This window comes from Nonomuraea sp. SBT364, from assembly GCF_001083785.1.
Classification (GTDB): Bacteria; Actinomycetota; Actinomycetes; order Streptosporangiales; family Streptosporangiaceae; genus Nonomuraea.
In genome coordinates this window covers 98,721-122,297 of the sequence record NZ_LAVL01000004.1, presented here as the reverse complement: position 1 = coordinate 122,297, position 23,577 = coordinate 98,721, and the positions used below count along the sequence as shown (strand labels likewise).

15 protein-coding genes are annotated in these 23,577 nt (G+C 69.3%); 9 read left to right on the top strand and 6 right to left on the bottom strand.

The genetic code is table 11. From position 1 onward, the window contains the following. The first annotated feature begins 26 nt into the window (after positions 1–26). Entirely contained in the window at positions 27–1,469 is a 1,443-nt protein-coding gene (locus ADY59_RS03750; protein ID WP_082309830.1) for a serine hydrolase domain-containing protein, read from the top strand. 461 nt (positions 1,470–1,930) lie between these two features. On the opposite strand, the gene ADY59_RS03740 is transcribed toward ADY59_RS03750, so the two are convergent. The 3 genes from ADY59_RS03740 to ADY59_RS03730 all read right to left on the bottom strand — a co-directional run bounded on the left by ADY59_RS03740 (position 1,931) and on the right by ADY59_RS03730 (position 14,047). Further along, the gene (locus ADY59_RS03740; RefSeq protein ID WP_049557569.1) at positions 1,931–2,698 is read right to left on the bottom strand and encodes an SDR family NAD(P)-dependent oxidoreductase; all 768 of its coding nucleotides are present in this window, start codon (positions 2,696–2,698) and stop codon (positions 1,931–1,933) included. A 213-nt stretch (positions 2,699–2,911) separates the two neighbouring features. Beyond that, positions 2,912–9,025 carry an RHS repeat-associated core domain-containing protein gene (locus tag ADY59_RS03735; protein ID WP_197093418.1) on the bottom strand — a complete coding sequence of 2,038 codons (6,114 nt, stop codon included), beginning with the start codon at positions 9,023–9,025 and terminating at the stop codon, positions 2,912–2,914. A gap of 276 nt (positions 9,026–9,301) precedes the next feature. Continuing rightward, on the bottom strand, positions 9,302–14,047 hold the full coding sequence (locus ADY59_RS03730) for a LamG-like jellyroll fold domain-containing protein (protein ID WP_156325270.1): 4,746 nt from the start codon (positions 14,045–14,047) through the stop codon (positions 9,302–9,304). Positions 14,048–14,498: 451 nt separating this feature from the next. On the opposite strand from ADY59_RS03730, the gene ADY59_RS03725 reads away from it, so the two are divergent. Then, the gene (locus ADY59_RS03725) at positions 14,499–14,822 is read left to right on the top strand and encodes an antibiotic biosynthesis monooxygenase family protein (protein ID WP_049557560.1); all 324 of its coding nucleotides are present in this window, start codon (positions 14,499–14,501) and stop codon (positions 14,820–14,822) included. Positions 14,823–14,888: 66 nt separating this feature from the next. Here ADY59_RS03725 and ADY59_RS03720 read toward each other — a convergent pair whose 3' ends face one another. Further along, a complete protein-coding gene (locus ADY59_RS03720) occupies positions 14,889–15,290 on the bottom strand; it encodes a RidA family protein (RefSeq protein ID WP_049557557.1) in 402 nt (133 codons plus the stop codon). A 475-nt stretch (positions 15,291–15,765) separates the two neighbouring features. Beyond that, a complete protein-coding gene (locus tag ADY59_RS03715; RefSeq protein WP_049557554.1) occupies positions 15,766–16,107 on the bottom strand; it encodes a histone-like nucleoid-structuring protein Lsr2 in 342 nt (113 codons plus the stop codon). Positions 16,108–16,564: 457 nt separating this feature from the next. On the opposite strand from ADY59_RS03715, the gene ADY59_RS53205 reads away from it, so the two are divergent. The 6 genes from ADY59_RS53205 to ADY59_RS03690 all read left to right on the top strand — a co-directional run bounded on the left by ADY59_RS53205 (position 16,565) and on the right by ADY59_RS03690 (position 21,160). After that, a complete protein-coding gene (locus ADY59_RS53205; RefSeq protein ID WP_269433544.1) occupies positions 16,565–16,699 on the top strand; it encodes a hypothetical protein in 135 nt (44 codons plus the stop codon). 452 nt (positions 16,700–17,151) lie between these two features. Continuing rightward, the gene (locus tag ADY59_RS03710; RefSeq protein ID WP_049557552.1) at positions 17,152–17,601 is read left to right on the top strand and encodes a VOC family protein; all 450 of its coding nucleotides are present in this window, start codon (positions 17,152–17,154) and stop codon (positions 17,599–17,601) included. Continuing rightward, a complete protein-coding gene (locus tag ADY59_RS03705) occupies positions 17,598–18,260 on the top strand; it encodes a GntR family transcriptional regulator (RefSeq protein WP_049557550.1) in 663 nt (220 codons plus the stop codon). Before ADY59_RS03710 ends, ADY59_RS03705 begins: the two co-directional genes overlap by 4 nt. A 316-nt stretch (positions 18,261–18,576) precedes the next feature. Continuing rightward, positions 18,577–19,497, top strand: a complete 921-nt coding sequence (locus tag ADY59_RS03700; protein WP_197093417.1) for a S8 family serine peptidase — start codon at positions 18,577–18,579, stop codon at positions 19,495–19,497. A 41-nt stretch (positions 19,498–19,538) separates the two neighbouring features. Continuing rightward, the gene (locus ADY59_RS03695; RefSeq protein WP_049557544.1) at positions 19,539–20,396 is read left to right on the top strand and encodes a M23 family metallopeptidase; all 858 of its coding nucleotides are present in this window, start codon (positions 19,539–19,541) and stop codon (positions 20,394–20,396) included. Between the two features lie 116 nt (positions 20,397–20,512). After that, complete coding sequence (locus ADY59_RS03690) at positions 20,513–21,160, top strand: TetR/AcrR family transcriptional regulator (RefSeq protein WP_231618526.1); 648 nt, start codon at positions 20,513–20,515, stop codon at positions 21,158–21,160. Between the two features lie 19 nt (positions 21,161–21,179). On the opposite strand, the gene ADY59_RS03685 is transcribed toward ADY59_RS03690, so the two are convergent. Further along, positions 21,180–22,553 carry a hypothetical protein gene (locus tag ADY59_RS03685; RefSeq protein ID WP_049557540.1) on the bottom strand — a complete coding sequence of 458 codons (1,374 nt, stop codon included), beginning with the start codon at positions 22,551–22,553 and terminating at the stop codon, positions 21,180–21,182. A 190-nt stretch (positions 22,554–22,743) separates the two neighbouring features. Here ADY59_RS03685 and ADY59_RS03680 point away from each other — a divergent pair, with 190 nt between their 5' ends. Beyond that, positions 22,744–23,571 carry an SDR family NAD(P)-dependent oxidoreductase gene (locus ADY59_RS03680; RefSeq protein WP_053174412.1) on the top strand — a complete coding sequence of 276 codons (828 nt, stop codon included), beginning with the start codon at positions 22,744–22,746 and terminating at the stop codon, positions 23,569–23,571. Positions 23,572–23,577 lie beyond the last annotated feature (6 nt).

The following is a 23,577-nucleotide window of genomic DNA, read 5'->3' as shown; positions in this document are numbered from 1 at the left end:
ATCGACACATCACTGAGGAGACATTGATGACCACCACAAAAGTGAACTGGACCGCGCAGGGCGACTGGGGTCTGCGCGACTCGCAGGGCCGCCGCTTCGACCTGGCCCGCTGGCAGGACCGCCTGGACGAGCTGCGCGCCGCGCACCACATCCCGGGCGCCCAGCTGGCAGTACTGGTGAACGGGCAGGTGTACGAGCTTGCCAGCGGGGTGCTGCACCGGGGCATCGGGTGGCCGGTGACGACCGACTCGGTTTTCCTGTCCGGGTCGATCGCCAAGGTCTACACCGCCACTCTGGTGATGAAGCTGGTCGACGAGGGCAAGCTGGAGCTGGACACGCCGGTCGCGAACGTGCTGCCGGAGTTCGCCACGCCCGACCCGATGGCCACCGCCACGATCACGGTGCGGCAGCTGCTGTCGCACACCGGCGGCGTGACCAACGACTTCATGCACGACAGCGGCCGCGGCGACGACTGCCTCGAAAAGTACGTCCAGGCCGCCAGGGACGTGCCGCTGGACTGCCCGCCCGGCACCGCCGTCTCCTACGGCAGCCTCGGCTACGTCGTGCTCGGCCGCCTCATCGAGGTGCTCACCGGCAAGACCTGGGACCAGGCGCTCCAGGACCTGCTGTTCACCCCGCTCGGGCTGGAGCGCTCCGTCACCCTGCCGGAGCAGGCGCTCCGCTTCCCCGTCGCGATGAGCCACCTGGGCGAGCCGGGCATCGACCCCGCCCCCGCGCCCGCCTGGGACCTGATGCCGCGCTCCGCAGGGCCGTACGGCAGAGTGATCGTGTCCGCCGGTGACATGGCGCGCGTGGCCGGTCTGCACCTGGACGGCGGCCTGGCCCCCGACGGCACCCGCGTACTGTCCGCGGCGTCCGTGGCCGCCATGCAGCACCGCGAGACCGACGTGCCCGACAAGTGGACCGTCTCGGCCGACGGCTGGGGCCTGGGCTGGACCCTCTACGACTGGGACGGCATCGCCGGCTACGGCCACGACGGCGCCGCCATCGGCCAGTACGCCTACCTGCGGGTCGTCCCGCACGCCGGGCTCGCCCTGGTCCTGATGACCAACGGCGGCAGCGCCCGCCTGCTGTACGCCGACCTGTTCCGCGAACTGCTCGCCGAACTGGCCGGGGTCACGATGCCCGCCCCGTTCGGGCCGCCCGCCCAGCCGCCCGCCGTCGACCTCGACCCGCTCCTGGGCACCTACCGGCGCGAAGGCGTCGTCATCACGGTCAGCCGGGGCGCGGACGGCGGCCCGCGCATGCTCTACGAGTTCGTCGACGGCATGAAGGACATGTCGCCGCCCCTGGACATGGCCCTCGCCCCGGTGACCCCGACCGTGTTCGCCGCCTCCGGCGCGGGAGCGGCCTTCAGCGAGGACTACATGCCCGTCGTCTTCTCCACCCTGTCCAACGGCACCGCCTGCGTGTACGTCGGCATGCGCGCCACCCCCAAGATCGGCTGACCCTCCAGGCAGACGACGACGCTGGTCGGTGGCCGAGCCCGCCTTCCAACGAATCTGCGGCATCACCGGGCTTCCGTGACGGCCGGCCTCAAAGGGGCTCGGTCACGGGACGGCGGCCGCCAAGGTGGGCGGGAACAGAGGTGAGCGCCGCCACCACGAGCACGGAAGCCTCCCGGGAAGACCCCCAGGACGGCGCCGAGGAGCCTGTGGGGGAATCCGGCCAGTACCGACCGCCTGCTGAGCAGCGGCCGCGATGGCCGCGCCGTCGAGCTCGACGATGCTCAGCTCGATCCCGCCGGCGGGCCGCTCCACGGCGAGTTCGAACCTCTCCTCGGGGGCGAAGGCCACAGCCACGACCCCCAGGTCGTGACGCCTGCGTCCTCCTCACCGCTTCGCATGGATACGCCGAAGCGCAGCAGTTGACCGTGTGGGGTTCGATGTGCGGCGCGCTGAGGACAAGCTCAAGGCACCGCCGGCCCGAGGAACAGCCCGCCGTTGACCTCCAGGACCTGGCCGGTGATCCAGCGGGCGTCATCCGAGGCGAAGAACGCCACGGCATCCCCGATGTCGGCCGGCTGCCCGTGGCGGCGAAGCGCGATCATGCCGGCGACCTGCTCAGCGGCCTGAGGACTGTCACGCAGCCATGAGTTCATGTCCGTCTCCGTGATACCCGGAGACACCGTGTTGACCGTGATGCCCCTCGGGCCCAGGCTGTTCGCCAGCGAGCGGCCCAGCACGTTGAGCGCGCCCTTCGTCATCGCGTACACCACCTCGGGGGTCGCGAACCAGGTGACACCGGAGGAGATGTTGATGATGCGCCCGCCTTCACGCATCATCGGCAGAGCTCGCTGCGTGATGAACAGCGGCGCTCGCACGTTGATCGCGAAGATCCGGTCATAGAGGTCCTGGGTGACCTGGTCGATGGTGGCGCGGTAATCGATGATCGCGGCGTTGTTCACCAGGATGTCCAGTGACCGCCCGTCCAGACCCGCTTCGAGTTCGGCGAACAAGGTGTCCACGTCGCCGTCCACGCCCAGCTCGGCACGCACCGCGAACGCCTGCCCACCGGCATCCTGAATCGCCGTCACCGTCTCTTTCGCCTGGGCCTCGCCGGTGCCGTAGTGCACCGCGACAAGCGCACCATCGGCCGCGAGCCGCAACGCGATCGACCGTCCGATGCCTCGCGAAGCCCCGGTCACCAATGCCGTCCTGCCGATAAGGCTGCCCATGTCATCGCCCCTTGAGAGTTGTGGTGCCCCCGAAGGAGTGGCTGTCCGCCGCCCCCTGCCATGCATTGTGGGAGCGGCTTCGCGGAGACGTCCAATACCTGCGGCCATAGCCACTGGCTATGGCTTGGCGCTCGTCCGCCGCTGGAACGGACGAGACGCCCCGGCCTGAGGCTGCCAGGAGCGGGGACGGTGCCCCGCTCCTGAGCGCTTCGCCTATCGGCCCCAGTAGTTGTATCCGCTGTTCCAGGTGGCCTCCGGGTCCTCGAAGGTCGTCATCCAGCTACCGGCGCTCATGCCGTAACCCCAGCCGAGCCCGATGGCATAGGACGTCCCGGCGGGCTTGCCGTCGAGCGTCTCGACTCCCAGGACACCGACGCTGGAGCCGCCCAGATGCAGCGACCAGCCCTTGTAGAAGGCCCGCACCCTTCCCGTGTGGACCTGGTTCGCCTTGGCATCGGTGTTCAGGTAGACGCCGACGGCCGCTCCGGTGATCTCCGCACCGGCGACCCAGCCCCTTCGCTTGCTGCCGCTGAAGGTGTAGCCGTACTCATCCATGTTCGTGCAGGCGAAATGGTTCCAGCCGTAGATCACACCACCGCTCTGTTCCGCGCAGATCGAGATCGAACCATTGTTCTCGTCGAGCCATTTGAGGACTTCGTCGAGCGGCATGCCCAGTTTCGCGCCGGCGGCGGCCAGGGCATCCGTCAGCGCGGCCGCGCGCTGCGGGTCGCTGCTGAAGGTGAGAGGCCGCAGGTCGCCCTTCGCGCTGCCCTTCGCCGGAGCGCAGGTCCGCGCGCCGTCGGCGCATCGCCACCCGTTCGGCCTGACCTTGACCGGCTGCCATACGACCGGCGGGTTGTAGCTCGTCGCGGGGTTGGAGGCGCGTTTGGGAGGCGCGTTCGGACTGTTCGGCTTGGAACATTCGCCGTCAGGACACATCGGCCCCGGCATGAGCCCCTCGGGGTCGGCGAGGGTGACCGGGTTGTTGTTGGCGTAGTTGTAGCCGTTGATCTGCTGGGTGTCGCCGGGGTTCAGCAGCGGGTCGGCAGAGGCGAACCGGCCGAGCGCCGGATCGTACTCGCGGGCGCCGAGATGGGTCAGCCCGGTGTTGTCCTTGGTTCCTCCGACGAAGCCCTTGTCCAGAGTGGTGGGCCAGGTGCCGGTGACGCCACGGGTCTCACCGTAGGGAGTGTCCAGCCGCCGGGCCACCGCCTGGCCGGTCGACGCGGCGACGCTGGCTCTCGGGGTGCCGTGCTGGTCGGTGCTCACCCAGTGCAGCTTTCCCGCGGCCCGGGTCGCGACCAGCCGGCCCGCGTGCGTGTAGTACCGCGCCCCCGCCTTGGTCCCGGTGGCGGTGGTGTAGCGCAACTCCTGCTCGGGCAGGTACAGCGTCTTGCCGGTCGGGTCCCTTCGGATCAACCGCTCCCCTTCGGCGTCGTAGACGTATGAGGTGATGCCGCTCGCGTCGACGCTCCGCGCGAGCTTGCCCTCCGGGTCCCAGGTGAGAATTTGCTCCCCGGCGGTGCCGGTGGGCCGGGAGATCACGTTGCCCGAGGCGTCGTAGGCGTACGACCCCGTCTTGGTCCCGGTCCCGTCCACCGTGGAGGTGCCGGCGAGCTTGTGGCCACTGGGCACGGTGTACGTGGTGGTGCGGTCACCGGCGGAGGTGGCGTGCTGGACCGTCCTGACGCGGTTGCCGACGGCGTCGTGCTCGTAGGTGTGCCAGTACTTGGCCGGCCCGCCCAGCCCGTTCGCGGCGGGCGCCGTCGTGCAGTCGCCGGTGGAGGGCGTCCACGCTTCCTCGACCCGCTTGAGGTAGTCGGTGGTGAAGCACTGCCGGTCGCCGGAGATCTCGTCCGAGAGCTCGGCGACGTTGCCGTCGTCGTCGTAGGCGAAGCGCAGGTCGCTCACACCGGTCGGCGCCGTCTGCCGGGTGGTCGCGATCTGTTCCAGCCGCCGGGTGCCCTCCTCGTACGTACGCACCATGTGGACGGCCTGGCCGGCGGCGTTCTTCAGCTCGATCTTGCCCAGTTCGGCGAAGCTGGTGTAGCCGGTGGCCGTCACGAGGGTGCCGCCCAGCGTCGTGGAGACCGTCGTCGGCTTGCCCAGGGCGGTGTATCCGAACCTCAGCTCCTCCTGGCCCACGTCGCCGACCGCGGGCAGGCGCAGCGTCTTGGCCGACCCGTCGGGGTTGTAGGTCATCTTGTACGTGTAGTCACCGGCCAGGCCGGTCTCCGATGCGGGGATCTTGTGGGTCACCTCCGTGGGCTTGTAGTCGATGGTGTAGCCGTTGATCTGCTTGGTGTACGCGTCGACGCCGACGTAGCGGGTTGACCTCACCGGGTGCCCCTTGACGGACACGCCGTTGGCCAGGGTGTCGTAGGTCCGCTCCATCCGGACGGCACCGGTGGTGCTGCCGTCGCGCACCGTGGCCGGGCGGCCCAGCAGGTCGTAGGTGTAGGCGGTGGTCTCGCCCCTGCTGTCGGTCCTGGAGACCAGGTCGCCCGCCGCGTTGTGAACGGTCAGGGCGGTGCCGGTGTCGGGGTCGGTGGTCCGCGTGCGGTTGCCCCGGATGTCGTAGCCGTACTGCCACCTGTTGCCCTCGGCGTCGACCAGCCCGATCAGCTGTCCCTTGGCGTTGTAGGTGTAGGCGGTCTGGTCGAAGCCGTCGGCCGCGCCCGCCGCCTTGCCCGCCTGATACTGGCGCAGGTGCTTCGGCCGGCCGGCGGCGTCGGTCACGGTGGAGGTGACGATGCCGCCCCGTGGCGGGGTGAGGTCCTCGCGGTCGCCGCCGTAGCCGTGCCCGGTGCGCCACATCTCCGTGCCTCCGGGGCTGCCCGCCGGCATGTCCCGCTTGAGGATCTCAGCCGTCACCCGCCCGGCTCCGTCGTACTGGGTGACCTCCACCGACGGGATGAGTGTGGTGATCTCCGCAGGTTTGATCAGTTCGGGCCTGGGCGCGACCGACGCGAGATAGGCGTTGTTCCTCCTGGCCTCCCGGCCGGCCGAGTCGTACAAAATGTCGGTGACCACCGCTCCCGCGCCTCCGGCGGCGTCGGGCGCCTGGGTCTGCCGCTCGCGCATCAGCCCGTCGTAGACCGTGTGGCTGCTGACATAGCCGCCGCCCGTCGGGGTGAGCGTCTGGGTGGTCACCACGTTGGCGGCGTTCTCGCCGATGCGGTAGGAGAAGCGCACGCTGGGCGTGTCCCGGTAGGTGGCCTTGCCCCAGCCGGGACGCCAGACGGCGGTGAGCCGGTTCAGGCTGTCGTAGGCCAGGTCGGTGACCCGCCCGTTGGGGTCGGTGATGGTGATCGGCTGGGCCCACACCGGGTCCCGCTCCGTGACCGTGGTCCAGTTCAACGGCCCTGTGACGGTGACGCGGGTCGCCGGCCCGCCGGTCTCCGGGCTGTAGTCGGTGGTGGTCTTGCCGCCCCGCACGTCCGTGGCCTCGACGACGCGGCCGTACTGGTCGTAGGACGACTGGCTCTCCGTCACGAAGCTCGGCGCGCCGCTCTTGAACTCGGCGATGGTCTCCACCTTCGTCACGTCGCCCTTGCCGGGGGCGCCCCGCCACGCCTGGTGGTCGTAGGAGGTGCGCTCCTCGGCGATGACCTGGTCCTCGCGAAGGGTGCCGGCCTCGACGGCGGCGGCCGCGGTGGCACAGTCAGTGGCGAACGTCTGGACGCGGGAGACCCTGTCCACGAGCCACGTGCCGGTGTTGCGCGCGTACTCGGTCAGCTTGCACTTCTCGTCCCCGGTGACGTCCGTGTCGCCTCGGTCGTCCACGCGGATGGGCATGCCGTAGCCGTCCACCTGCGTGCTCGCCGTGGTGGTGCGCGGAGCGCGCGCCCCGTCACGGGTGGTACGCGAGTGGGTGGCCGACTCGTGCACGAAACGCGCGTGCACGGTGGTGCCGCCGATGGTGCGCGACGCCGTCGGCGCGGACTGGGCGTACTCGCTCACCGTGGCCGACACCTCGGCCTCGCCGTCGTAGACGATGGACTCCCGCACCCTGCCGGCGAAGGTGTCCTCGTCGGCGGCCGCCCCGACACCGTTCGCGGTGACCGCCGGCAGGTACGCCTCCCGCTTGTCGAGCTGCGCGTCGCCGTTCAGATCTGGCAGCGTGTCACCGTGCATGCCGCGGAAGTACCGCTTCTCGGTGCGCATCTGCTCGCTGCCCTCGCCGACAGTGGTGGTCACCGAGCTGTAGCCACGCCACACCGACCAGGTCTTGTACTCCGGCTTGATCATCCCGTTGTCATCGGTGTAGTGCCACGCCGGGGCTCCGTTGTAGGTGTAGCTGGTGATCACCTTCGGCGACGACGCCGTCAGCTCCGTACCGGACTCGGTCGTGACGACGGACTTCACCACGTGCTTGTGGAAGTAGTCGTTGATCGGCGCCGTGGCACCCTGCGGAGTCCAGCGCACCGGGTAACACCGCAGCGGGTTGTCGTACAGCTTGTTCCTGTCGGGCTCCCGCGCCCCGGCCGCGCAGTCGTAGTCGGCGTAGTTCACGTCTATCAGGCCACCTGTCTCGGTGGCGATCGTCTTGATCCGGTTCCGGTTCATCGCCGGGTACTGGTCGTCGCGGGTGTCGACCCGGTTGGACAGCAGCGTGGGGACGAACCTGATCTCCGGCAGGATCACGTCGGCTTCCGGACCGGCCTGACCCTTGTGCCCGATCTTCTCCAGCCACATCGCCGGCGTGCCCAGGTCCTCCACAGGGGGGAAGGCGTGGGTCAGCGTCCAGGACTCCGCGTCGGCGTACGCGCCCGCAGCAGCGTCCCACACCTGGGAGGTGACCGAAGCCAGGCGCTTGGTCATCCAGAACGACGGCGATGCCTGCGTGTACCCGCACGGGGACGCCGTGCACTTCAGGTCCATCGGCACGTCCGGCCAGTTCTTGTCGACCGTGCAGGCCGCCAGGCACCGGTCCGCCAGGCCGAACGTCACCCGCATCGGTGCCACGTCCGTGGTACCGCGCGTACCGTACTCGATGCTCTGCGGATAGCCGGCCCGGTCGTACTCCACCGCGTCCGCCGGCTTGAGGTTGCGCCCGTAGCGGTTCGTCTCCTTGGTATACGAGACCCGCATCGTGTTGCCGTGCGTGTCCACCACATGGTCCAGCTGCCAGCGGTAGGCCTGGGTGCAGGAGGAGGCGGCGAACGACGCCTGATAGCAGGGCTCCCCGCCATGGTTGCCGAACACCGGCATCGTCAGGGTCGACTGCGACCCGGACCGGCCGCCGAACCAGTACTGGGTTCCGTCGGTCGTGGTGACCAGCCACCACTCGCCGTCGGCGTCCCCGTTCGCCCCGCCGGTCTTGCGCTCGACCCGCGTGCCGTCGTCGCCGCGCAGATGCCACCGGTCGCCGTCGGAGCCGTCCTTGAGCAGCTCACCGGCGTGTCCCGGCAGCGACAGCATCGCGTTCTCGGTTGCCCAGCACATGTCCCCGGTCTTGACCGTGTTGTTGGCCGGTTGGTTGTTCTTGGCAGCCATGTCCTGCGCGCAGCCGATGTACCGCCGCTCGATGAATCCCGGATGCCAGTCGAACCCCTCGCCGATCCAGGACGGCTGGCTGTTGACGGCGACCGTCTGCCCGTCGACGCCGGACGACGAGTACTCCAGCGAGAGCGCCGGCTCCGGCCCGCTCAGCCCCGGCGGCACCCGCATCGGATACGACCACGTGAAGCCGCCGCTGTTGCTTCCGGCGGTCCAGGTCGACGACGGCGACAGCGACGTGGCCGTGTAGTCGCCGGCCGGACCGGACGGCTCGGCCGCGACCGCCAGCAACGACCCCCCGGACGCCTGCGCCTCCACTCCGGCGAGCGTGACCTGCGCCGACACGGTGCCCGCACCGACGTCGTTGACCGACGCCACCATGGTCCCCTGGCAGGCGGCCTCCTCCGGAGTGCGGAGCGCGCACTCCGGCAGGCTCCACACCCGTAACCGCGACGCCCAGTCACCGCCATAGGCGTGCCGGAACGCCCCGTAGTCGACGGTTACCCGGGCCGGCGCGGCAGCCGCCACGCCGTCGGCGCGCGTCACCCGTAACGCCAGCCCCTTCGCCGCGGACGTCTCGACCGTGCCGAGCGACTCAACCCGGACCTTGGCAGGGCCGCCTGCCGCCGTCGCCCCGTCACCGGCCGAATCCACCCAGACCGGCAGGTCACCGGCACGGGCGCCACGCTTGCCGTCGGACCTTGCCCCCGCGGCGGGGACCTCGAGTTCGGCGGTGCCCTTCGCCGGCCATACCGGCGCGGGAGCCCGCCACGATTTCACCGCCGTGGCGTTGACCTTCGCCGACTCGGCGTACCGAGCCGGCACGATCGTCTCCTTCTGTACGGAACCCGACATCGGAGATTCGGCTGCCACGGCTACCTGGGATGGGATGATCGCGGTCGCGATGCCTGTCGCCAGGGCGATGACCACAGAGACAGTTCGTAACTGCAGGGGTCGATGGTGTGCCATGTCTGTCCTTGCCTCGAACCGAACTGCGTGCTGACATGCCCGGCGCACGTCCCCGCCGGGGTGAAAATGAGGACCGGGTCGGTCAGGTGTCCGCCGCCCGCTCACGAAGCGTGCGACGCTGGATGGGAGCGGTCAGGAAACAGAGCCCGCCGGTGGCGGGACAGGCCGTATCGCGGGACCGGGCCGGACCGCACCGGACCCGACAGCCGGTTTCCGGCTCGACAGCGTGCCGGCCTTCGGAACGGTGTTCCTCACCACCGACACGTTGTCGAACGCCGCTCCGGTGCGGACCGCTCGCACCCCGATCCCGCCGGACCGGAAGCCGGTGTCGACCACGTCGATCTGCGGGGTGGCCGCGTCGCCGAAGAACACCTGGATCCGCCCCGAGTGCGCCACCACCTTGAGGTGATGGAACGCCCCCGCCGCCGCGGCTACGGGCACCCGTGACAGCACCTTCCAGGCGGTGTCCATCCGGCCCAGCACCATGGACGTCCCGTCGAACCCGGCGTAGTAGCCCCGGTAGGCGTCCAAGCCGTAGTCGTCGGCCGTGTTGCGGAAGACGACGCCGGCCTCGCCCGACGCCGAGGCGATCCGGACGTCAGCTTCGAAGGTGAAGTCGGCGAAGTCCACCCACGCGCCGTCCACCACCGCGCGGTGCCCCTCACCGGAGTTCACCGACAGGACACCCCCGGACTCCGACCAGGCGCCGTTGTAGTGCTTCCACCCGCCGGTGGAGCCGTCACTGAAGGTGTCGGTGAAGGTCGACCGGTTCACGCTCCCGATCCGGGACACGTCGGACACCACGCCCTGGAACAGGCGGACGCCGTCCACAGCGCCGTCGACGAACGCCGCAGGGGTGGTGCCCTGATGCGCCCGCCCCACCAGCAGCGCGCCTTCGGCCTGCCACGGCTGCCAGGCCGCGTTCAGCCGCGCGGTCGTCTGCAACTTCCTGTCCACGTACAGCCGCAACGACCGCGTCTGGACGTCCAGCACCCCCGTCAGATGGTGGTAATCGGCCGGGGTCACCGCCGCCACCGCCGCGGAGGTGACGTTGGTGGTGTCAGCGGGCGAGGCCGGCACCGACCACACCCACCTGCCGTTGTCCGCGGGATCGTACGACAACGCGAACCCGGGCCCGGCTCCGGCACCCTGCTGTGACACGAACGTCTGCGCGCGGCTCAGATCCGCGACCCGCACCCACGCCGCCACGGTGAACGACTGGTCGGTACGCAGTGCCGGCCCGTCGACGGCGGCATAGGCGTCCTTGCCGTTCAGGTGCAACGCCGATCCCGGATGGCCGCCGCCCGGCGGCATGTGCGCCCCGCCGAACAACGGCATGTCGCGAAACTTGCCCGAGGTGTCGGTCGCGGAGCGCGAATAGACCTCGTCGAAATCCCATTCCCCGGCCCGGCCGGTGATCATCGGATCGGCGAGATCGAACACCTCCGCGTCGGTGATCTTCCGGTCCCACACCCGGACGTCGGCCACCGAGCCCCGCAACGGCGTCCCGCCCTTGCCCACCCACACCTCACCGGACGCGTCGAAGGTGGTCACGCCGGTCACCGTGCCCTCGAGAACACCGTTGACGTACAGGCGCAGCGTCTTGGCGGCCGAATCGTAGGTCCCGGCCAGATGCGTCCACACACCCACCCGCGGAACGGTGGCAGATCGCGCATGCCACCACACGACCTGCCCGTCGTCGGTCTCCCGGGAGGGGACCAGCATCACCCACCGGTCGGTCGCGCCCAGATAGAACGGACCCAGCTGGCTGCCCTGGCTCGCCACCACGGTCTGATCGACGCCCTCGCCCCCCAGCATCGCCCACGCCGACACCGAGAAACTCCTGCTGGTATCAAGCAGATCCGGACTGGAGGCGTAACCGCTCGTCGCGTCCACCCGCATCGCGGTCTGCGGCTCACCGTCGAAACCCGGGACCAACCGGCCGGGCTCACCCAGCACCGGAGTGCCCATGACCGTAAGGTCCCGTCCGTTGCCGGTCGCGTCGGCCAGCACGCTCGACCCTGCCGGGTCCGACAGCTTCCACCGCGCCCGCGGAGGTGCCGGCGAGCCCACCACGAACCGGTACTCCTTGCGGCTCGCGTTGCCCGCGCGGTCCACCGCGGCGACGTACAGGGTCGTCTGGCCGCCCTGTGCCGGCACCCACTCCACCGACACGCTGCCGCCCGACGCCGCCGGGACGGCGTCCGCCGCCGGCGGGTCGTCGAACCCCCACTTGTAGAGCACGACGTCCGGCGAGGCGCTGGCGAAGGTGAACCTGCCCGTCTGTCCCACCGAGCCGCAGGCACCGCCGTCGCAGACGTCGGTACCCTCCTTGTACACGTCCGATGTCACACGCGGCGTGACGGGCTTGGCGACGTCGACGGTGAACTCGCAGGTCTGCGAGGCCGGCCCGCTGACACGCGAGTCGGCCGCCGTGACCCACCACTGGTACGTGCTGTTCGGCGAGAGACCGATCGCGGCCATCGGCCACCGGGACCCGCCACCCGAGCGCGTGCCGCTGCCCTGGTAGCCGTACCACGTCGTGGTGTCCGGAGGATCGGCCACAATGTCGGCCTTGCCGTCGTCGTCGATGTCAGGCGTCGTGAACGCCTGGTAGCCGTACCAGCCCGAACCGACCTCGAACCGCCCCGGACTCCCGGAATAGGCCGATCTTCCCCCCGAACCCGGATACAGCCACAGGACGCCGTTCGAAGGATCCCGAGCCAGCACATCAGGCGCGCCGTCACGATCCCAGTCGATCGTGCCGAAGTAGGTGAACCCGTTCCAGCCGGACCCAAGGGTCACCCGCGGCTGCGTCGAGGCGACCCGCTTGCTCTCCCCGGGATACAGCCACAGCCCCCCGCCGCCGTCCCTGGCGATCACGTCGACATGCCCGTCACGATCCCAGTCCGCCAGCCCCGCCAGCGTGTAACCACCCCATCCCACACCGATGGTCACCGGAGCGTCGAAGGTGTACTTCGCCGCGCCCCCCGGATACAGACGCAGCTCACCGGTCGCGTCGTTGCGCGCCACAAGGTCCGGGCGACCGTCCTTGTCCCAGTCCGTCACGCCGGCGACGGTGAACCCGCCCCACCCGGTGCCCAGCGGGACACGCTCAGCCAGTTGCCTGCTCCAACCGGGCAGCGCGTACAGATAGCCGTCACCGTCCCGGATGAGCACGTCCGCCCGGCCGTCACGGGTGACGTCCCCCGTGGCCACCATCTGCTCGCCCGGCTCCAGCACGCCCGGGTAGCCGTTCACCTGCGCCGTACTGCCCGACGGCACCTCCGGCTCGGCCTTGCTCGGCGCCTGCGGGGCCGGCGACAGGGAGCCGTCCTCGCGGACACGCCGCCAGTAGAACGACGCCTTGAGCGAGTTGCCGTCGGCGTCCCGCACCCCCGCGCGAAGCGTCGGTGACCGCGTCGCGACGAACGGCCGTCCCGCGCCGACGGCACACGGCTTGCCGTCCACGAACAGCGGCCCAGGAGCGTCCGGCGGCGAGTTCATCGTGACCGCCAGCTTGGCCGTGACCGCGTCGAACTTCTTCCACCCGGCCGCGGAGCCCTCCTCGTACGCCTTCAACCCCAGGACGAGACGGCTCCACCGCTCCGACGCCGCACGCTTCACCGCCGAGGTCGCATCGAACTCCGTGGGCGTCCGCACCTGGCGGCAGGAGCTGTTGACCACCGTGTCGACGTTGCCGCCCTCCCAGGAGGCCCACGTGTTGTCCCAGGTGGTACCCGGCCCCAGATCGGTGTGCACCACCCGCATCTCCGTCGTGCTCGCCGTGCACGACGCCGAGTGCACCAGGTCGATCCACATCGACGCCCCGATGATGTCCTTGCCGTGCACCGCGACGGGCGGGAAGGAGAACATCGACCGGTAGCGCACCGGGTCGACGTAGTACCCGACCTTGCCGCACTCGCTGTTGGCCGCACCCGAGCAGTCCCGCCGGTCATAGTTCCAGTACGACTGGTTACCGGAGTACTCGTTGATCATCGTCCAGGAGGCGTAGCCGATGTCCGGGTCCACGATCAGCGGGAAGCGCGCCGCCGGGTCGGTCAGCAGCCCTCGGTCCGGCACGAGCGTCAACCGCCCGTCGGCCCCCAGGTCCACCTTCACCGCCGCGACGGCGGCGCCCCGCGCCGGCTGCTCCACCGCCTCGATCCCCGTCCCGGCCGAGCGCGTGCCCGCGGAGTCCCACATGCGCGGTGCCGGCGCCCCGAGAACAGTCCTGCCCTTGGCGTCCACTGCCCGCAGGCCGCCGTCATCGCCCTTCTGCCAGGTCAGCCCTGACAGGGAACTGCCCAGCGCCAGGCCGCGCAGCCGCGGATTCTGCGCCGCCTTCCGGTCCTTGACGACCAGCACGAAGGAGAATCCGGTGTCACGCGCGGTGACCACCAGGCCCACGCCGGCCAGCACCTCGGGGTAGGTGGCGCGGGCGCCCTCCAGCACCGGCTCGGGCAGCGGATCGGGCCACGACAGCGCCACGTCCCGGCCCTCGTGCCTGGCGCGCAGCAGCGGCCCGGCGCCGCCGCCCGACAGCACCAGGCCCAGCGCCGACGCCCGCGGCGCCACCGAGCCGTCCTCCCGCGCCTCAAGACCGGCGTCCGGCCGTGCCCATGAGCCGTCGGCCCGCCGGGCCCAGCGCGGGTGGGCGTAGATCTCCACCGTGCTGGTGCCGTCACGGTTGGCGAGAACCTGAGTGGTCGGCGTCCGTAAGGATTCGACCTCCACCGGCTCGCCGCACGCCTCCGCGATGGCGCGCGCGGCGTCCGCCTCAACTGTTGAGGGCCGGCAGTCAGGGACCAGCGCCGTCGTGCCCGTAGCCGCGGCGGCGTCTGCGGGCTGGGCGACGCCCCCTGCCAGTATGATCACCGCAGTTGCCACGACCAGCCCTTGTCGCAACATTCGTTCTCCCCGCTCGCAGAGACGCGGAGGCGGTCACGCGTGGTTCGGCCGCCCCGCTTGGTGCACGAAGCGGTTCAGAACGAACCACGTAATGCGAACATAAGCATCAGACGCAGCATTTGCCGCACACAAGGTGGAAAATTACTTCTTTTCGCTGGATTGCTGCCAACATTGCCCGGCCCGGGGTCGCGGCTTCGTTCTCCGCACCAGGGCCTGTACGAAGTTGGCATCAGAGGGATTCGCCGTACGTGATCCGCGGCGGCAGGCCGCACGCCGGTGGGCCGGCCACGCACCCGGTCGGGTGCGGCATCAAGGCGGTCAACCCGGAGAAGTCCGATCAGGCGGCCAACCGCAAGCCGCACCTACAGGGGCCATTTATGGATTCGAAGCCTCCTGATCCAGGCCTTAGAATGCCCCGATGATTCTTCGTTCATGGCACGGCGTCGTGCCGATCGAGTCCAGCAGAGCGTTCGAGCAGCACTTTCAGGACGTGGTCATCGACGAGATCAAGGCACTTCCCGGAAACCTCGGCGTATTCTTCCGGTGCGCGACACAGGATGATTATGCTCACGTCTTCCTGCAAAGTTACTGGGAGGACTGGGCGTCCATCCGCCGATTCGCGGGCGACACACCGCACAGAGCGGTGATGTACCCGGGCGACGCCCGATACGGGCTCATCCCTGATCCGATCGTGCTGCACCAGGAGTGTTCCGCGATTCAGCCGTGGTACGGGGAGTCGTGAGTCAACCGGACCGGAATGCGCATTCACCGGACAATGTGCCACGCCCGTCTCGCAGACGAGGATCGGTCAAACTGCGTCGATGACCGCAACAGCGTCGACTTCGAGGAGATACTCCGGCCTGGACAGCGCGGCAACTCCCACCAGCGTGTCGGTCGGCTTGTGGTCACCGAACAACGCGACTCTCCCCTGCTCGATGTTCGCGAGGTGTTCACGTTTGTAGTTGGCGACGAAGATCGTCAGCTTGGTCACCTGGTCGGGTCGGGCACCGGCTGCGGCGAGCGCGTGGCCGATGTTTGCGAACACCTGGTGGGCCTGAGCCGTCATGTCGCCGTGTCCGACGATGTTGCCTTCCTTGTCCTCGGCCACCTGACCTGCGACGAAAACCATTCGAGTGCCGGTGGCAACGATAACGTGACTGTACGTCACCGGCGGCTCCATCTCCTCAGGATTTATGGATTCCAGTGTCATGGGAACTTCCCCTCTTCGTTGGCCCGTCCGGCCCGCTGAGAGAGGCCAATGTAGCGGACTCCGCTCCCTCGACCGGCTACCCGCCGGACCCGGGGCCGTACCAGGCCCGGCCGGCATCGCGCAGGTGAATCCGCGACCTCTCCACAGAGCGGCAGGGTCCGCGATGGCGAGCTCACCGGCCGCCTTTACAGTGTAGATTTCCTGAAACCGGACCTCGCTTGAGCAGCCGACACGAGGGCCGGGAGGTCGTGCAGGCGTACCTCGGCTTCAGCCGGACAGCCATGGCCACATCGGCACTACGCTGACCCCATGACCATGGCTCTGGAGAATGTGGCCATGCGATCCCGCCGGACCCGACCGGCATCCGGCGATCTCTCGATCGCATTCGAAAAGCCGGCGATCCTCTTCAATGTCTTCTGCCGTCTTCGATGGGATCACGCGGCATGGGCGCCCGCCGCGACGACCAGTGGAGACGTCAGTGAGCGGCCTCGTACTTCTGCACGACGCCGGCCGGGATCCGGCCGCGCTCGTTGATCTCGAGATTCTGCGACTTGGCCCACTGCCGGATTTCGGCGGACTTCTCTCGGCTCAGCGCGGGCGCATTCCCGCTCGAAGCTCGTACGCGACGGGGGTTGCGCGGCGTCCGCACGGGACGGGCTTTGGTGATGAAGGGCGCAAGGGCCTTCTCCAGCTTTTGCCTGTTCTGGTCCGACAGGTCGATCTCGTAGGCCAGGCCGTCGAGGGCGAACCGCGCCGTCCCGGTCGCTTCCTTGCCGTCGATGTCGTCGATGAAGGATTCGATGATTCGCTTGGCCATGATGTACTCCGGGCTCGGTCGGGCCTTTTTACTACCGTATCGCGCGCTGCGATGTAAAGGCAGTCGGCGAGTTCAGGTCCTTGCCACAAAAAGGCTGTCATCTGACCGTGGAGTGGGAATTCATTTGCTGCGTATCGGGTGCCGCACGGCCGCAGGCGCCGACGTCGTCCACGAGCTGCCTCGCTCGTGAGTTCCGCGCAGGATTGGCGGCAGCGGAAAAGCGCCGGTCGGGTGCGCTCACCAGCCGGCCGGTAAGCTCGGGCGGCGCCCGGCGAATGCAGACCCCTCGCCGCCCGAGCCGACGACACACGAGCATCGCGCGTCCGACGAGCCGTAGGAGCGAGGACGATGCCGAATGGCAGGATCCTGGCGCAAATCGGCAGTCAATGTCCTCGCCGGGACACCCGTACACGGCGAAGATTCTTTGTGTCATTACTACGAGGAATCGGAGGGACTCATGAAGCGCATCTTCATGACCACTATCGCGGCTGCGCTCCTGGTCGGCGGGGTCGCCGCGGCGGTCGCCGCACCGGCGAGCGCGGGCACCGTGTCCACCGTGACGGGTGACACGCCCGACAACCGCGACATGTAGCACCCGCGAACGCGCCGGCCATTCGAGCTCGCGTCGCCAGGCCACTGCTCACGTAGACCCGAAACGCCATGCGGGGAGCGGTGGCCTGCTCAGCAACCACATCCACGGACGTGGTCTGCGGCGCACCTTCCTGGCATTCGCCTCCCCGCAGGACGGCCGGACGCTGTCCGAAGAGCCGCCCGAGCACGGCGGCAGCCTCGCGCAAGCGCCGCGTGCGGTGTCCGCCACCGACGCGCTGTTGACGCCGGCCGCGCGCGGCGAGGTGCCGGTGGCCGAACTGGGGGAGTGCAGGGGTCTTGCCGGTGCCCGACGCACCAACAAGATCGTGCCCAGGCGAGCACTCATGAGGCGACGTGGGCGGTGATCGCACGCCTGCCGCCCGCCTTCCTGCCCCAGCCGCAGCGCCCGGCAATTTGGTCAACTGTCAATGGTTAACCAATTACCATGGCGTTGTGACCCTAGACAGCGAAGCGGCGGCAGCGACTCCGCCCCGGCTCGAACTCGAGCTCGATCACATCGTCCTGGTTGCTCAAGACGTCGAGCGCACCGTGGCGTTCTACACCGACGTCCTGGGGGGCACGCCTCATCGGCTCGCGGAGTGGCGTGCCGGCTCGGCCCTCTACCCGTCGGTGCTGTTCGGCCCCTGGAAGATCAACATTCACCCGGCCGAGACGCCCGCCGCGCCACGAGCCGCCTCGCCCCGCGCCGGGGCGGCAGACTTCTGCTTGCGGTTCCCGCGACCTGTCGCGGAGGCGATCGAGCTGCTCACCACCGCGAATGTGCCCATCGTGCACGGACCGGCGAGGGAGGAGTGCGCCCGCGAGTGGCGCACCAGCGTCTACTTCCGCGATCCGGACGGCTGCCTGGTCGAGTTCGCCTGCGAACCGGGGGAGGAGCCGTGAGTGACACCTCCCGGATCACCTTCACCGGACTCGGCGGAGAGGTGACCGGCCGCCTGCGCGAGGACATCCTGGCCGGCCGCTACAGGGACGGCGATCATCTGACGGAACGCGATCTGGCCGAGAAGTTCGGTCTCAGCCGCGGCCCCATCCGCGACGCGCTCCGGCAGTTGCAGGGTGAAGGGCTCGTTCACCTCATTCCCCGCCGCGGCGCCCGCGTCGCCACGCTGTCCAAGACCGACGCGGCCCACGTCATCGAGATCAGGCAGGCGCTGGAGCCGGTGGCCGTGCGCTTCCTCCTGGCCCATCGTGACCCCGGACACCTCGCCGCCCTGAACGACATCCTGCGCGAGATGGACAAGGCCTCCAGGGACGACGACTGGGCCGCTCTCGTCACCATCGACATGGAGTTCCACGAGACCATCTTCCGGCTGGCCGGGAGCCCCCTGCTCATGCGGACCTGGGAGGGTCTCCGCGTACCGCTCCTGCAGACATTCCGCATGCACCGGCAGTTCTACGAGTCCGGCGCGCAGGTCTACCGGACGCACCGTCAGTTCTTCGACGCGCTCGCTTCCGGGGACCTCGGCCGGGCCGAGCAGTCCGCCCGCGAACACGTCGTCGACCTGCGTGATGACCTGCTGGAGCACCTGGACCACACATAGGGGCGCCCCCGACCACCTCGAACTGGCAGTCATGCGTCGATTAATGGCAGAAGATGAGCTGTCATCCAGCTGAGGCGCCGCATACGATTGCCGCGATCGCCCAACGTTCGGGCGTGTCGAACCCTGGAGACCCACGCCGCCGTGTCATGGCAGCCCTGCCTTCTCCGGTGGCACCTGTTTCGGCCATAACTCCCTGAATCAGCTCGCGGCACACGTCGACCGGGCCGGGGCGAGCCTCACCGCGGCCTTCCACCAAGTCGTTCCACCTCCGCTCCTGGACAGATCTTCAAACGATCACTGTGACAAGGAGACCATGATGAGGACACGACGCCGCATCCGGGCGCAGGCCCTGATTGGGCTGCTCTGCAGCGGGCTGGTCGTTCCCGGGCCGCGTTCCGCCGGTACCCAGACCGCCCCTCCCAGGGCGTTGGATGTCCTGGACCAGCGCGACCTTCAGCCTTCCGGATCGTTCTCGTGGCGGACGACCGCGCATGACGTGCACGCCTACGTCCTGGGGGACAGGATCGCCACGACGCACACCACGTTCGGTGGCCGAGCCGTCAACGGCCCCGACTTCACCGACTCCTCCTGCCCCTCCTACGACAACTGGGGCACCGGCCTGGCCAGCGCCGTGGGCGGCACCAGGCACGGGGTGGCCAAGGAGGTGCGGATCGTCGGGGTGCGCATCATGGCGTGCGCGCCCACGACCACCCCGCAACGCCTCGTCCAGGGCCTGGACTGGGTGCGGGCGAACGCCGTCAAACCAGCGGTGGCCGTCCTCAACGTCACCCTCGACGCGGATCCCGCCGTGGACGCGGCCGCGCTCCGCCTCATCGACAGCGGTGTCACGCTGGTCACCGACTCCGGTGCGGTCGGCCCGACCGGCGACCGGGACTCGACCAAGGTGTCACCCGCCCGCCTCCCCGAAGCCATCACCGTAGGGCGGACCTGGGGAGACACCATCGAGTCGAGCATCACCCGCACCGGACCCAACGTCGACCTCTTCGCCTGGTTCTCCACCATGGCCGTCGGCGGCGGCAGCGACGAATACGCCCCCACACTCAACTCGGCCGGCCTGGCAGCCGGAGCCGCCGCTCTCATCCTGTCCGAACAGCCGACCTGGACCCCCGCCCAAGTCCACCGAGCCCTGGTGGACAACGCCACACCCGGCCTGATCCGCAACCCTTCGCGCGGGGCCCCCGATCTGATGCTGTACGTAGGTTCGCCAGGGTCCTGAAGATTCCGGCACGTCCCTCACCCCCCATCGGAGGAACCACCGTGACAACCCGTACCCGTCAGCTCTTATCCCGCCTCGTTACGATCCTCGCGGCGCTCTCCGCCGCCCTTCTCCTCGCCCCGGCCGGCGCGTACGCCCAGCAGGCGGACGACGGCGCGACCTTCGCCGCTCCGCCGTTCCAGCTTCCCGTGCCCTGCGGTGAGCGATGGACGACCTCCACCCACAGCGGGCACGCCAGCCAGTTCATGGTCGACATGATCTCGGTCAGCGGCGCGACGTGGGGCACCCCCGCCCTGGCCTCCGCCGCCGGCACCGTGGTGACGTCGACCTTCTTCGCCGACGCGGGCAACACCATCGTCGTCGACCACGGAGGCGGCTGGGTGACTCGCTACCTTCATCTGGCGAGCCGGGCGGTCGGCGTCGGCGCCGCGGTCAGCCAGGGCCAGCAGATCGGCGCCGTCGGGAACACCGGTAGCGCCACGACCGGCGCTCACCTGCACTTCGAACAACGGCTGAACGGCGCCGTCGTGCAGGCGGCGGTCAACGGGCACGCCATTCCCGTGACCTGGTCGTACAACCAGCACTTCGAGACCAGCAACAACTGCGGCGGGGGCACGCCCGGCCGCTACTGGGTGGACACCTTCGCCGACGCCCCCGGGCACGCCACGCCGGGCGGCGCCCGGACCGGGACCCTGCTGCGGGGGACCAACTATGTCTACTGCCGCGTCTGGGGACCTCTCGTCCAGGTCGGCGGCGACTACAACCACTGGTGGCTGAAAACCGATCTGGACTCGGGCAACCCGTGGCAGAACCAGTGGGTGTCGGCCTACTACCTGTCGCGCTGGGGCAACGACCAGGCCAAGGACAACAACGGCAACGACATCCGCGACTGCACATGACGCCTCCGTAGCAGATGCGGCGCTCCTGCCCTATACCAGACAGAATTGATGTTCTGTCTGGTATAGGGCAGGACTCGTGAGTCTGGTACGGCGGGCCGGCGCGTATGCTGGCGGCCATGTGTGCAGCCGTCGCCGCCCGGGGCCGGATCGACAAGCGGCAGGCGATCCTCGACGCCGCGTTCGCTGTCTTCGCCCGCGCGGGATACGCCCAGGCCGGCGTGGACGTGATCGCGGCGGAGGCGGGAGTGGCCAAGGCCACCGTGTACAGCCACTTCGGCGACAAGGAGACCCTGCTTCGTGAGGCCGTCGCCGCCTCCGCCGACCAGGCACTGGCCGACAATCTGACCGCGGTCGACCGGCTGACCGATCGTGGTCACGACCTCCGCGCCACCCTCGAAGGCGTCGGCCTCCGCCTGCTCCAGTGCTACTGCGACGACCGATCTTGGGCGCTGCGCCGGCTGCTGTCCGCCGAGCTCAACCAGTTCCCCGATCTTCTCGACATCATCCACACCCGCGCGGCCGACCGCATCGCCGAAGCCCTGGCCGATCGGCTCGCGCGCCTCACCGTCGCCGGGCGCCTGCGCACCCCCGATCCGCTCCTGGCCGCCGAGCAGTTCTTCGCCCTGCTGACCGGCCCGATGGACAGACGGGCGCGCCTCGGCACTCGGCACGTCCCCATCGCCGAGCTGCGCGATCTCTCTCGCGCCGCGGTCCACACTTTCCTGCGGGCGTTCGCGGTCGCCGGGTCGCGGCCTGTCGAGTGAGCATGCCGCGCGGTACCCTCTAGCCCTTCAGCCGGCTCGCCGCCCGCTCGGCCAGGTCTCGCATGCTTTCGCACTGCTTGCCGGGCTCGACGCCGGCCGAGGGCAGGCCGGGGTCGGTCACGGAGAAGATCACCACGAACCGGCCTTGCCGGATCACCAGTGCGCCTGCCGGTCGTGCGTATCTCCTGGTCACGCAGTAGGCGTCCGCGGCCAGGGCGGCCTTCAACGGCTTTCCCGCCTCCACTCGCCGGCCGATGGTCATGGCGTGATCGGCGGCCGTATCGGCGGTGTAGCTGGTGATGGCCATCGTGAGCGTGTGCGGGTCCCCCGCGTCCGCGCCGGTGAACCTCTTGCATTCGGTGTAGGTGTAGGCGTATTCCGTATCGTCGGCGATGCCCGTCATTCCGCTGCTGAAGTCCGTACGGCCTACCGCAGACCCGTACAGTTCCTCCGCGAAAGGCGCTGACGGCCGGCCGAAGTGTGCCTGGATGTCTTCGGCCCGGAGCGCGGCGCAGGGCGGGGCAGGCTCGGACGTGAGCAGCGGGCTGTCGTAGATCACGGCAGGGGTCCCCGTGGGGCTGCGCGACACTCGTCTCAGATTGCTCGCGACCGTGGCCAGCACGGCCTGTTCGATGCTGCCCACATCGGCACCGCGGGGCAGCATCGTCGTCAGCCGCACCGCCGTCCTGCCCAGCCGTAGCCCGTATTTGCCATAGGCGGTCGCCTCGTCGGTCCCGTAGGTCTTGCCTTGCCGTACCGAGACTCCCCCGATGGCCGGGCGGGGGCTGAATCTTTTGAATTCGTGCACCATCGCCGAGGGCGTCGTGTACGCCTCCTGGAATACCTCGATCTCCACCTGCCCTTTCGGCTCGATCAGGTATCGGCAGGAGTTGGGCGGCGTGACGGGGAAGAAGAGCTGACTGCCTTTGTCCACGGCCCCCCGTCCTTGGCCGTCGAAAACGGACCGGCGATAGGAGGCTCCCAGCGGATTGGGGCTGAGGAGCAATTCGTGCTTGGTCAGGTCGGCGAGCGTCAGGAGCGCGCAGGCCGGGATCACCGGCGTGCCGCCGTATCGCACGGGCGCGTGGCTTGTTCTCTCCACCAGCGGCGCGGGATCGGCTGTCCCGTCGGAAAGGTCGCGGTAGCCCTTGCGGGGAACCGTCCGCAGCTTGGTGTCGGCCGGCTTGGCCTCCTGCGTCTTCGTGGCGGATGGAGCCACGAGCTTCCGCGCGGTGTATCCCTTCACCAGGACGCCCGCGACGATGACGAGAGCGATGACGAGGACGCCCGCCAGCCCTGCGGCGATGATCCAGGCGACCGGTCCGCTGCGCCGCCGGCGCTTCGGCGGTGGGTACGCTCCTCGCGGGGGCGGGCCGTAGGGCGGTTGTGCCACGTCATCGCCTTCAATCGTTGATCAACACTGCTGGCCGTGCTCAGAGGAGGCTGGCAGTACTGAACCGTCGTGGCCAGCGGCTGCGCTGCCGAACACCGCCATATTCCTGCCATGCGGCTTGACTCGTATGACTACCTAACTAGACTTACCAGTATGGTTTGATGGACTCACGACGCCCTGGAGGGCTGGGATGATGAAGACGTATGTGATCACCGGCGGCACCGACGGCATCGGTGCGGCGCTGGCCCGCACGCTGTTCTCACGAGGCGACAGGGCCGTGGTGATCGGGACCGATCCGGCGAAGGGCGAGCGTCTCGTGGCCGAGGCCGCCTCGGCGCCGGGGAGTGCGGAGTTCGTCAAGGCCGACCTCAGCCTGGTCTCCAGCACCCGCCACACCATGGGCAGGCTCGCCGAGGCGTTTCCGGTCATCGACGGCGTGGTGCTGTGCGCACGGTTCATGCGGTCCAGGCGGTCGGTGACCGCCGAGGGGTTCGAGGACAACTTCGCCCTGTTCTACCTGAGCCGCCTGCTGTTCAGCTACGGGCTGCTCGGCCAGCTGGAGAAGGCGGAGCGGCCGGTGATCGTCAATGTCGCCGGTCCCGGCCATGACACGCCGATCTCCTGGGACGATCTGCAGAGCGCCCGCCGGTACGACCTGGTGCACGCGATGTTCATGACCGGGCGCCTGAACGATCTGCTCGGCGTGAGCTTCGCCGAACGGCACGGCGACGGGCCGGTGCGGTACGTCCTCTTCCATCCCAGCACCACGGCGACCAGTTACGCGGGTGAGTTCGACCCGCAGACCGCCGCCCATCTCCGGCAGCAGCGCTTGAGGGCGAAACCCGCGACCGACGTGGTCCCGCCGCTCCTGCGGGTGCTCGATGATCCGCCGACGCCGCCCCTGACCGCGTTCAACCTGTTCACCGAGCTGAATGTGCGCGGCAAGCTCTTCTCCTCCAGGGACGCCGGACGGCTGTCCCGCCTCACCGACGAGCTACTGGCCGGAGTGGCCGCGTAGGAGGGC